This is a genomic window from Streptomyces sp. NPDC088733, assembly GCF_044751185.1.
Classification (GTDB): Bacteria; Actinomycetota; Actinomycetes; order Streptomycetales; family Streptomycetaceae; genus Actinacidiphila.
Genome location: NZ_JBIVLH010000023.1, coordinates 106,170 through 117,722, shown reverse-complemented (window position 1 = coordinate 117,722; position 11,553 = coordinate 106,170). Strand labels below are relative to the sequence as shown.

Annotated in this window: 10 protein-coding genes; 2 read left to right on the top strand and 8 right to left on the bottom strand. The window is 72.2% G+C overall.

The features are described 5' to 3' along the window. The first annotated feature begins 2 nt into the window (after positions 1-2). Positions 3-821: a nucleotidyltransferase domain-containing protein gene (locus ACIP64_RS32235; RefSeq protein WP_401593650.1), complete on the top strand. Its 819-nt coding sequence runs from the start codon at positions 3-5 to the stop codon at positions 819-821. A gap of 54 nt (positions 822-875) precedes the next feature. Beyond that, a complete protein-coding gene (locus ACIP64_RS32230; RefSeq protein WP_401593648.1) occupies positions 876-1,622 on the top strand; it encodes an SIR2 family NAD-dependent protein deacylase in 747 nt (248 codons plus the stop codon). A gap of 13 nt (positions 1,623-1,635) precedes the next feature. On the opposite strand, the gene ACIP64_RS32225 is transcribed toward ACIP64_RS32230, so the two are convergent. The 8 genes from ACIP64_RS32225 to ACIP64_RS32190 form a co-directional block, all read right to left on the bottom strand. Further along, positions 1,636-2,619 carry an aldo/keto reductase gene (locus ACIP64_RS32225; RefSeq protein WP_401593645.1) on the bottom strand — a complete coding sequence of 328 codons (984 nt, stop codon included), beginning with the start codon at positions 2,617-2,619 and terminating at the stop codon, positions 1,636-1,638. Positions 2,620-2,685: 66 nt separating this feature from the next. Continuing rightward, positions 2,686-4,119 (bottom strand): phytoene desaturase family protein, encoded by a 1,434-nt coding sequence (locus tag ACIP64_RS32220; RefSeq protein WP_401593643.1) that lies wholly within the window; start codon positions 4,117-4,119, stop codon positions 2,686-2,688. After that, positions 4,116-4,934 (bottom strand): inositol monophosphatase family protein, encoded by an 819-nt coding sequence (locus tag ACIP64_RS32215; protein WP_401593641.1) that lies wholly within the window; start codon positions 4,932-4,934, stop codon positions 4,116-4,118. The genes ACIP64_RS32220 and ACIP64_RS32215 overlap by 4 nt, the downstream gene beginning before the upstream one ends. A 75-nt stretch (positions 4,935-5,009) precedes the next feature. Continuing rightward, a complete protein-coding gene (locus tag ACIP64_RS32210; protein WP_401593639.1) occupies positions 5,010-6,548 on the bottom strand; it encodes an NCS1 family nucleobase:cation symporter-1 in 1,539 nt (512 codons plus the stop codon). A 16-nt stretch (positions 6,549-6,564) separates the two neighbouring features. Further along, positions 6,565-7,584, bottom strand: a complete 1,020-nt coding sequence (locus ACIP64_RS32205) for a TIGR03842 family LLM class F420-dependent oxidoreductase (protein WP_401593636.1) — start codon at positions 7,582-7,584, stop codon at positions 6,565-6,567. 17 nt (positions 7,585-7,601) lie between these two features. Further along, the gene (gene hydA / locus ACIP64_RS32200; protein ID WP_401593633.1) at positions 7,602-9,008 is read right to left on the bottom strand and encodes a dihydropyrimidinase; all 1,407 of its coding nucleotides are present in this window, start codon (positions 9,006-9,008) and stop codon (positions 7,602-7,604) included. A gap of 340 nt (positions 9,009-9,348) precedes the next feature. After that, positions 9,349-10,656 (bottom strand): aspartate aminotransferase family protein, encoded by a 1,308-nt coding sequence (locus ACIP64_RS32195; protein WP_401593631.1) that lies wholly within the window; start codon positions 10,654-10,656, stop codon positions 9,349-9,351. A gap of 14 nt (positions 10,657-10,670) precedes the next feature. After that, complete coding sequence (locus tag ACIP64_RS32190; protein WP_401593628.1) at positions 10,671-11,516, bottom strand: nitrilase-related carbon-nitrogen hydrolase; 846 nt, start codon at positions 11,514-11,516, stop codon at positions 10,671-10,673. Between the last annotated feature and the right edge of the window lie 37 nt (positions 11,517-11,553).

The following is an 11,553-nucleotide window of genomic DNA, read 5'->3' as shown; positions in this document are numbered from 1 at the left end:
CGATGCCCGAACAGCTTGTCCCCGTACCCCCTGTGCGCGCCATGGCCGAGGCCCTGTGCGGTGTCCCCGGTGTCGTGGGCGTGCTGCTCGGGGGCAGCCGGGCGCGCGGTACGCACCGTCCGGACTCCGACTGGGATCTCGGCGTCTACTACCGCGGCACACCCGGCACGGCGGCACTGGCCGCGCTCGCGGCCGAGGCAACCGGCGGGCCCGTGGAGGTCGCGGGACCGGGCGGCTGGGGCCCGTGGGTGAACGGCGGGGCGTGGCTGACGGTGGCCGGCGCCCGCGTCGACTGGATCCTGCGCGACCTGGACCGGGTACTGCGGGTCTGGGAGGACTGCGCGGCCGGCCGCTACGAGGTGGGCATCCAGCCCGGCCATCCGCTGGGCTTCTGGTCGCCGGTCTACCCCGGCGAGGTGGCACTCGGCCGCGTCCTGGCGGACCCCTCCGGTGAACTGGCCGCGCTGCGCGACCGCACGCGGGTGTACCCCGAGCCGCTGCGCGCCGCGCTGACCGGCGCCGCGTGGGAGGCGGACTTCCTGGTGGTCAACGCCCGCAAGTCGGCGGCCGCGGGCGACGTCCTGCATGCCGCGCTGTGCCTGTCCCGCGCCGTCGGCGTGCTCACGCAGTCCCTGCACGCCCACCACCGGGCCTGGTGCCTGAACGAGAAGGGCGCCCTGGCCGCCGCGGCGGCGCTGCCCGGGGCGCCGCCGGGTTTCCGGATCCGCGCCGAGGCGGTACTGGCCGGGCTGGGCGATCCGGTGGCCGCCGTGGAGGAGGCCGCCGGCCTCGTCGCGGAGGTGCGGGAGCGGCTGGCCTGAGCGGCGCGGAAAACACGATGGCCGCGTGCGGCACGGTCTGCGTACGCTCGCCGCATGAACGCCAAGAGGCCGCTTGTCGCGATTCTCACGGGTGCGGGGATCTCCACCGACTCCGGCATCCCGGACTACCGGGGCCCGAACGGTGTGTGGACGCGCGACCCCGACGCCGAGAAGCTCGTGACGTACGAGTTCTACATGTCCGACCCGGAGATCCGCCGCAGGTCGTGGCGGATGCGCATGGACACCCCCACCTTGCAGGCGCGCCCGAACGAGGCGCACGCGGCGATCGTCCGGCTGGAGCGCTCGGGCCTGCCGGTGCGGGTGATCACGCAGAACGTGGACGGGCTCCACCAGATGGCCGGGCTGCCCGAGCGCAAGGTGCTGGAGCTGCACGGGACGGCGCGCTCGGTCGTCTGCACACGCTGCCACGACCGCACCCCTCTGGCCGAGGCACTGGAGCGGATCCGGGCCGGCGAGGACGATCCTGCGTGCGGGAAGTGCGGCGGCATCCTGAAGACCGCCACCGTGATGTTCGGGCAGGGGCTCGACCCGGTGGTGCTGGGGAATGCCATGGCGATCGCCAAGGGCTGCGACCTGTTCGTCGCCGTGGGGACCAGCCTTCAGGTGCAGCCGGCCGCGGCGCTCGCCGGGATCGCCGCCGAGCACGGTGCGCGGCTGGTGATCGTCAACGCCGAGCCGACGCCGTACGACGACCTCGCGGACGAAGTGGTGCGCGAGCCGATCGGGACCGCGCTGCCCGCACTCCTGGAGGGCGTCCTCCAGGAGGCGGGCGCGAACTGAGCCCCGGTGGTGGCTACCAGCGGTGGTGGACCTGGGCGCGGATGCGGGTGTCGTACAGGTCCTGCACCGCGTCCAGGGTCGTCTGCGACAGCGGCGCAAGGGCCGCGGCCTCGGCGTTGGCGCGGGCCTGGGCGACCGAGCGGGCACCGGGGATGACGGTGGTGACGCCGGGCTGCTGGATGATCCAGCGCAGCGCGGTCTGCGCGGGGGTCGCGCCCTGCGGCGTGAGCGCCACGAACTCCGCGGCGGCCTCCAGCCCGGTCTCGTAGTCGACGCCGGAGAAGGTCTCGCCCTGGTCGAAAGCCTCGCCGTGCCGGTTGTAGTTCCGGTGGTCGTCGGCGGCGAAGACGGTGTCCTTGGTGTACCGGCCGGTCAGCAGGCCGGACGCCAGCGGTACGCGGGCGATGATCCCGACGCCCGCCTCGGCGGCGGCCGGGAGCACCCGCTCCAGCGGCTTGAGGCGGAAGGGGTTGAGGATGATCTGCACGCTGGCCACACCCGGGCGGGCGATCGCCGTCAGCGCCTCCTCGCAGGTCTCGACGCTCACCGCGTAGGCGGCGATGCGCTCCTCCGCGACGAGGGCGTCCAGGGCGTCGAAGACGGCGTCCGAGGAGTACACCGCGGTCGGCGGGCAGTGCAGCTGCACGAGGTCGAGGGTGTCGACGCCCAGGTTCGCGCGCGAACGGTCGTTCCACGCACGGAAGTTGTCCAGCACGTAGTTCTCGGGGAGCTGGGCGGCGCGGCGGCCCATCTTCGTGGCCACGAAGACACCGGCGTCGGGGCGCTCGCGCAGGTAGCGGCCGATCAGCTGCTCGCTGCGGCCGTCGCCGTAGACGTCGGCCGTGTCGAAGAAGGTCACGCCCGACTCGACCGCGGCGTCCAGCACCGCCAGCGCGTCCTCCTCCCGCACGTCACCCCAGTCGGCACCCAGCTGCCAGGTGCCGAGACCCACGACGGACGCCTTGCGGCCCGTCCTGCCCAATACGCGCTGTTCCATGTCCGCGATGCTAATCGCTGCGTCCGACAAGCGCGGCACGGGTCCATGCCGTGGCCGCGGAGCCGGTCACCGGCGCGGGACGGCCGCGCCCAGCCGCTTCAGGACGGCGCGGGCCGCGTGGTGGCCCGGCATTCCGTGGACGCCGGGCCCGGGCGGGGTGGCGGAGGAACAGAGGAACACGGTGGGGCGGGCGGTGGTGTACGGGTTCCACCTCGGCTTGGGACGGAAGGCGGTCTGCAGGCCGGTGAAAGCGCCGCAGGCGATGTCGCCGCCGGTGTAGTTGGGGTTGCGGGCCGCCATTTCGGCGGGGCCGCTGACGGCTCGGGCAAGAACGAGATCGCGGAAGCCGGGGGCGAAGCGCTCGATCTGCCGCTCGACGGCGTCGGTGGCGTCGCCCGGCCAGTCGTTGGGCACGTGCGCGTAGGCCCAGAAGACGTGCTTGCCCTCCGGTGCACGGCCGGGGTCCACGACGCTGGGCTGCGCGGTGATGAGGAACGGCACGTGCGGGTCCCGGCCGGAGACGGCCCGGCCGAGCGCGTCGCCGATCTCGCCGTAGGTCGGGCCGATGTGCACGGTGCCGGCCCTTCGCGCGTCGGCGGCGGTCCAGGGCACCGGGCCGTCCAGCGCGTAGTCGATCTTCCAGACGGCGGGGCCGTAGCGGTACCCCTGATAGGCGTCGCCGAGCCCGGCGATCCGGGCGAGCGCCGTGGGCGAGGTGTCGAAGACGTAGGCGCGCGCGGGCGGCAGTTCGTCGATCTTGCGCACCATCACCCCGGTGTGCACGGTGCCGCCCAGCTCGCGCAGGTAGGAGGCCAGTGCGTCGGAAAGGCTCTGGGAGCCGCCGCGCGGCAGGGGCCAGCCGACCTCGTGCCCGGCGATCGCGAACATCAGGGCGATGGCGCCGGTCAGCGGGCTGGTGAGCGGTGCGACGGTGTGCGCGGCGAGACCGGCGAGCAGCCCGCGGGCCTTCGGGTCGCGGAACCGCCGGGCCAGCAGCGCCACCGGCGGCAGACCGGTGAGCCCGAAGCGCGCGAAGCCCAGCGGGTCGCGCGGCAGCCCCTGCCACGGGGGCCGCAGGAAGTCGTGGGCGAGGGTGTCCCAGCGGCCGATGTACGGGGCGAGGAGCCGGCGGTAGGTGCCCGCGTCGCGCGGTCCCAGCGAGGCGGCGGTGGCGCCGACACTGCGGGCCAGGACGGCCGCGGTGCCGTCGTCGAAGGGGTGGGCGAGCGGCAGTTCCGGGTGCAGCCACTCCAGTCCGTGGGCGGCGAGCGGCATGGCGTTGAAGGCGGGCGAGCCCACGCCGAGGGGGTGCACGGCCGAGCAGGGGTCGTGCAGGAAGCCCGGCAGCGTCAGTTCCTCGGTACGCGCCCCGCCGCCGACCCGGTCGCCGGCCTCGAAGACCTCCACGGACAGCCCGGCGCGGGCGAGTTCGACCGCGGCGGTCAGGCCGTTGGGGCCGGCGCCGACAACGATCGCGTCCAGAACGCGCGCCCGGCTCACCGGCCACCCGCCATGAGGCCGACGACGCGTCGCGCGGTCGCCTCGTCACGCGCGACCGAGAACGGGAAGGCGTTGCCGCCCGCGATCCGGAAGGGCTCCCCCGCGGCGGTGACCCCCGCCCCGCCGGCCTCGGCGACCAGGAGCACACCGGCCGCGTGGTCCCAGGGCGACTCCCAGGTGAAGGCGACGGCGTCGAGGGCGCCCCGGGCGACCTCCAGGTAGTCCAGTCCGGCGCAGGTGCACTGGCGGGCCGTGACCCCGCCGCTGCCGAGCACGTCGAACTGCCGCCGCTCCTGCTCGTCCAGGAAGGAGAACTGCGAGGTGGCGACCGTCAGCGCGGCCCCCTCCGCGCCCTCGGCGGTGCGGATCGGCTCGCCGTTGAGCAGCGCCCCCGCGCCGCGCCGTGCGGTGGCCATCAGGCCGAGGCAGGGCACGTACGTCCACGAGGCGTGCACCTCGCCGTCCTGCGCGAGGGCGACGAGGGTGGCGAACTCGGGCCTGCCGGCGACGAAGTTGGCGGTGCCGTCGACGGGATCGACGATCCAGACCGGGTCACCGCCGCCGATCCGGCGCAGGACGGAGGGATCGGCGTGCACGGCCTCCTCGCCGACGACGACGGAGCCGGGCAGCAGCGCCGGCAGCTGTTCGGTGAGCCGCGCCTCCGCCTCGCGGTCGGCGACGGTGACCAGGTCCCCGGGGCCGGTCTTGTGGCTGATGTCGGCGGCGGTCAGCTGCCGCCAGCGCGGCACGACCGACGCCTCGGCGACCGCCCGTACGGCGTCCTCCACGGCCTTGAAGAGTGCGTCATCGATCACTCCCCCATCAGACCAGATCGCCCGGCGCCGTGCGCAGTCGCGGTGGCATTGGCCGGTTCACGCCATCCGCGCCGCTCACGCGGTGCGCGCGCGCCGCCGTGCCGGCCACATCAGGAGCGTGTAGAGCACGAAGGACGTGGCGAGGCCGATGGCCCAGCCGTAGTCGGCGAGCGGGCGGAGCGCCGGGATCAGCCCGTCGACGGGGAACGGGCCCTGCTTCGCGCCTTTGGCGTCGACCTTGGAGTAGGAGCCGCCGATCGCCAGCAGCGCGCCCGCGGCGAAGGCCGCCACCGCCCGCCAGTTCCAGCCGGCGCGGTACCAGTAGCGGCCCCCGCCGGACCGGTACAGCTCGGCGAGTGCGAGGTGGGTGCCCCGGACGACCCAGTAGTCGGCGATCAGGATGCCCGCGACCGTGCCGAGGATGCCGCCGACGACCCCGAGCCAGGTGTAGATGTACAACTCGGGCGTGGAGATCAGCTTCCACGGGAAGATCAGCACGCCCACGACGCCCGTGATGAGGGCGCCGGTGCGGAAGTCGATGGTCCTGGGGGCGAGGTTGGACAGGTCGTAGGCGGGCGAGACGACATTGGCGGCGATGTTGACACTGATCGTCGCCACCAGGACGGTGACCAGGGCGTAGAGCAGGCCGAAGACGCTGTCGGCCTTGCCGGCCAGCTCGACGGGATCCCAGATGGCCTTGCCGTAGACCGCCTCGGAGCCCGAGGTGACGAGCACGGACAGCACGGCGAACAGGGTCATGGTCGTCGGCAGGCCCAGCGTCTGCCCCCGGACCTGGGCGCGCTGCCCCGCGCCGAAGCGCGTGAAGTCGGGGATGTTGAGGGACAGCGTCGACCAGAAGCCGATCATGCCCATGAGCGCGGGGAAGAAGACCTGCCAGAAGTCCGGCCCCCAGCCCAGGGAGGACGGCTGGCCCAGCAGCTGCCCGAAGCCGCCCGCTTTCGCGGCGATCCAGCCGAGCAGGACCAGGGCGCCGACGATGACGAAGGGCGCCGCCCAGTTCTCGAAGCGGCGCAGCGTCTCCATGCCCCGGTAGATGATGGCCAGTTCGAGCGCCCAGAAGACCGCGAAGCACAGCCACAGCGTCCACGGGTAGCCGCCGATCCGTGCCGCGCCGGCCCAGCCTCCCCAGATGTTGCCGAGCAGCACGAAGATGCCCTGCCCACCGATCCAGGTCTGGATGCCGAACCACGCGCAGGCCACCGCCGCCCGCAGCAGTGCCGGCAGGTTCGCGCCGCGCACGCCGAAGGAGGCGCGGGCCAGCACGGGGAAGGGGATGCCGTACTTGGGCCCGGCATGGCCGGTGAGCAGCATCGGGGCGAGCACGATGACATTGGCCAGGGCGATGGTGAACACCGCCTGCTTCCAGTCCATGCCGAGCGCCACCAGACCGGAGGCGAGCGTCCAGGACGGGATGTTGTGGGCCATGCCGACCCACAGGGCGGTGAAGTTGTACGTGGTCCAGGTGCGTCGGGCCAGCGGGACCGGCAGCAGGTCCTCGTTGGCGTGCCGGCCGTGCGGGACGGCGGCGCCGGGTGCCAGCTCGACGCGGCCGTCGCTGTGCGTGATCTGGGCGGGGGCCGCGGCCTCCTCCATGTGCGCGGTTCCCCGGTCAGCCGGTGAGGGCGGGGATCACGGTCGCGCCGTAGGCGTCGATGGTGGCCTCCTTGGCGTCGTGCATGTCGTACAGCGCGAACTGGTCGACGCCCAGGGCCTTGAGGGCGGTCAGCTTCTCGATGTGCTGCTCCGCCGTGCCGATCAGGCAGAAGCGGTCCACGATCTCGTCGGGGACGAAGTCCGTGTGCCGGTTTCCGGCCTTGCCGTGCTCGGCGTAGTCGTAGTCCATCCGCGCCTTGATGTACTCCGTCAGTTCCTCGGGGACCGCGCCTGAGTGGTGGCCGTAGCGGGAGACGAGGTCGGCGACGTGGTTGCCGACCATGCCGCCGAACCAGCGGCACTGCTCGCGGGCGTGCGCCAGCACCTGCGGGGAGTCGTCCTCGGTGACATAGGCCGGTGCCGCGACACAGATCCGCACCTCGCCCGGGTCGCGCCCTGCGGCGACGGCGGCGTCCTTGACCGTCTTGACCATCCACTCGGTGAGATGGACGTCGGCGAGCTGGAGGATGAAGCCGTCGGCCTTTGCTCCGGTGAGCGCCAGCGCCTTCGGTCCGTACGCGGCCATCCACACGGGGAGCCGGGAGCCCTCCTTGACCCACGGGATGTGGATGACATGCCCGCCGAGGTCGGCCTCCCGGCCCTCCGCGAGCTCGCGGATGACGTGCATGGCCTCCTCGATCCGGGCGAGGGTGTTGGGCTTGCGCCCGGCCACCCGCATCGCCGAGTCACCGCGCCCGATGCCGCAGATCACCCGGTTGCCGAACATGTCCGCGAGCGTCGCGAACGTGGACGCGGTCACCTCCCAGGTCCGCGTGCCCGGGTTGGTGACCATCGGCCCCACGATCAGCCGCTCCGTCCGCGCCAGGATCTGGCTGTAGATGACGAACGGCTCCTGCCACAGCACCGCCGAGTCGAAGGTCCAGCCGTAGGCGAACCCGTTGCGCTCCGCACGCCTCATCAGTTCCACGACGCCCGAGGCGGGCGGGTCCGTCTGCAGGACGAGTCCGAATTCCATGGCTCAACACGCCTCTCTCAGCCGAGGTACTGACAGGTGCCCCGCGGGGTGTACCGGCCGTGGCCGGCCCGCCCCACATAGGTGCGGCCCTCGATGACCGGCTCGCCGCGGGAGAACACCGTCTCCACCCGCCCGGTGAGCCGCTTGCCCTCGTAGGCCGAGTAGTCGACGTTCATGTGGTGGGTCGCGGCGGACACGACCTGCTCCGCCGCGGGGTCGTAGATCACGATGTCCGCGTCCGCCCCCGGCGCGATCGTCCCCTTGCGCGGATACAGCCCGAACATCCGCGCCGGAGCCGCGCACGCGATCTCGATCCACCGCCGCCGCGAGATGTGACCGTCCACCACCGCCTGGTGCAGCAGGTCCATCCGGTTCTCCACCCCCGGCAGACCGTTGGGGATCTTCGAGAAGTCCCCGCGGCCCAGCTCCTTCTGCCCCACGAAGCAGAACGGGCAGTGGTCCGTGGACACCACCTGGAGATCATCGGTCCGCAGGGCACGCCACAGCGCGGCCTGGTGCTCCCTGGGCCGCAACGGCGTCGAGCACACGTACTTCGCCCCCTCGAAGTCCGGCTCCGCGAGGTTGTCCGTCGACAGGAACAGATACTGCGGACACGTCTCACCGAAGACCGGCAGGCCCTTGTCCCGGGCGAGGGCGATCTGCTCGACGGCCTGCTCGGCCGACACATGGACGACGTAGAGCGGGGAACCGGCGACCTGGGCGAGGCGGATGGCACGGTGGGTGGCCTCGGCCTCCAGGAGCGCGTGGCGGACCTCGCCGTGGTAGCGGGGATCGGTCTTCCCGGCGGCCAGCGCCTGCTCCACGAGTACGTCGATGGCGATGCCGTTCTCCGCGTGCATCATGATCAGGCCGCCGTTGCCGGCGCCGCGCTGCATCGCGCGCAGGATGCGGCCGTCGTCGCTGTAGAAGACCCCCGGATAGGCCATGAACAGCTTGAAGGAGGTGACGCCCTCCTCGACCAGGATGTCCATCTCCTTGAGGGTGTCCTCGTTCACGTCGGAGAGGATCATGTGGAAGCCGTAGTCCACGGCGCACTGGGCGTCCGCCTTGGCGTGCCAGGCGTCGAGCCCGGCGCGCAGCGACTCGCCCACGGACTGCACGGCGAAGTCCACGATCGTGGTGGTCCCGCCCCACGCGGCGGCCCGCGTTCCCGTCTCGAAGGTGTCCGAGGCATGGGTGCCGCCGAAGGGCAGCTCCATGTGCGTGTGCGCGTCGACGCCGCCCGGGATGACGTACTTCCCGGTCGCGTCGAGGACCCGGTCGGCGGCTTCCGTCCAGCCCCGGGCGGCATCGGATTCGTGGGCGGCGAGTGCGGCGACCCGGCCCCCCTCGACGAGCACGTCGGCGTGGATCTCGTCGGCGGCGGTGACCACCAGTCCGCCGCGGATGACGGTGCGGCTCATGCTCCCACTCCTTCCATGGCTGAGGGCGGGGTCGCCGGTGACTCGATGCCATGTCGGAACGGCTCTACGCACGTAGACCCCGGCCGTGGGAAGAACGTACGACCCGTCACCCACGGTGGCAATACCGCTGCCGCCGATCGTCGGGCCGACCGTCCTCCCGGTGACCGCCCCCAAGGCGAACGTTCACAATATGCCACGAAACGGGCGTGGGCGGCACTATAGGTGCGGCTTCCGCGCCCTGACGCGTGGAGATGAAGCGGCGTCACATCAGGCGCGGATCGGGCCGATGGAAGCGGTCCGGGCGGCGGCGCGCCGCCCGGACCGGGGAACGGACGGAGCGTCAGGCCGCTCCGCCGCCCACTTCGCTCTGCGCCTGCTTCAGCGCCGCCTCCAGGATGGACGCGCCCTCCTCGGCCTCGGCGACGGTCAGCGACAGCGGCGGTGCGATCCGCAGCGCGTCACCGGCGCGGCCTCCCTTGCCGATCAGCAGACCGCCCTCGCGGGCCGCCTCCATGACGACGCCTACGGCGGCGGCGTCGGCGAGTTCGACGCCGAGCATCAGTCCGCGGCCGCGGACCTCGCGGACGACCGGCAGCCCGGCGGAGATGGCCTCCAGACGGGACTTCAGCAGCCCGCCGACACGCCGGGCGTTGCCTTGGAGGTCGTGGTCGAGGAGGTACTGGAGGTTCGCGAGCGCGCCGGCGGTGGTGATGGGGCTGCCGCCGAAGGTGGAGATGGAGTTGGCGGTGAGGCAGTCCATCACGTCGGCGCGGGCGACGACACCGCCCATGGACAGGCCGTTGCCGACGCCCTTGGCGAAGGTGAGGATGTCCGGCGGGCCGGAGCCCTCGTGCGCCTGCCAGCCCCAGAAGTGGTCGCCCGTGCGGCCCCAGCCGGTCTGCACCTCGTCGCTGATCCAGAGGATGCCGTGCCGGTCGAGCACCTGCTTGAAGGCGGCCAGCAGCCCGTCCGGGCCGGAGGTGAAGCCGCCGACGCCCTGGACGGGTTCGGCGATCAGGGCGGCGACCCGGCCGTTGGCCTGGCCGAGCACGTCCTCCAGGTCCTCGACGCAGGCGCCGATGAACTCCGCGTCCGACAGGTGCGCGTACGGGCCGCGGGTGCGCACGCCGCCGTGCACGTACAGCGTCTGGAGCGGCGACAGGCTGGTCGGCGACCACGCGGTGTTGCCGGTGATGCCGATCGCCGAGAACGAGCGGCCGTGGTAGCTGTTGCGCAGGGCCAGGATCTGGTTGGACCCGCGCAGGGTGGTGGCCAGCAGGAGCGCCGTGTCGTTCGCCTCCGTGCCGGAGGTGGTGAAGAAGACCCGGGCGTCGGGGATGCCGGAGAGGGCTGCGATGCGCTCGGCGAGTTCGACGGCCTGGGTGCTCAGGTAGAGCGTCGAGGAGTGCAGCATCCGCCCGGCCTGGTCGCGGACGGCCGCGGTGACCTCCGGCAGGGCGTGGGCGGTCATGGTGGTGAGGATGCCGCCGAAGAAGTCCAGGTACTGCCGGCCCTCGGCGTCCCAGACGTGGCGGCCCTCGCCGTGGGTGATCTCGATCGGGTCGGCATAGTAGGTCGTCAGCCACTGGGGCATGACGGCCTTGTGGCGGGCGTGGAGCGCGGCGTGCTGCTGCGAACGTTCGGTCATGGTCATATCAACGATCACGCCTCCGTGAGGGTGCCGTAGGCGTCCGGGCGGCGGTCCCGGTAGAAGGCCCACTGCTGGCGCACCTCGGGGATCAGGTCGAAGTCCAGGTCACGGACGACGAGTTCCTCCTCCTTGCCGGAGGCGGGCTCGCCGACGAACTGGCCGCGCGGGTCGACGAAGTACGAAGTGCCGTAGAAGTCGTTGTCGCCGTACTCCGGTTCCTGGCCGACGCGGTTGATGGCCGCGATGAAGTACTCGTTGGCGACGGCGGCGGCCGGCTGCTCCAGTTTCCAGAGGTAGGCCGACAGGCCGCGATGGGTGGCCGAGGGGTTGTAGACGAGCTGGGCGCCCGCCAGGCCGAGGGCGCGCCAGCCCTCGGGGAAGTGCCGGTCGTAGCAGATGTAGACGCCGACCTTGCCGACCGCGGTGTCGAAGACGGGCCAGCCGAGATTGCCGGGCTTGAAGTAGAACTTCTCCCAGAAGCCCTTGACCTGCGGGATGTGGTGCTTGCGGTACTTGCCGAGGTACGAGCCGTCGGCGTCGATCACCGCCGCGGTGTTGTAGTAGAACCCGTCCTGCTCGATCTCGTAGACGGGGACCACCATGACCAGGCCCAGTTCCTCGGCCAGCGCCTGCATGCGCCGCACGGTCGGACCGTCCGGCACGGGCTCGGCCCAGCGGTAGTTCTCGGCCTCCTGCACCTGGCAGAAGTAGGGAGCGTTGAACACCTCCTGGAACCCGATCACCTTGGCGCCCTGGGCGGCGGCCGCACGAGCGTGCGCCTCGTGCTTGACGATCATCGACTCGGTGTCGCCGGTCCACGTCGCCTGAACCAGCGCCGCTCGTACGACATTGGGCATGACAGCTCCTTTGACGCGGTGCAACACCGGACCGGCG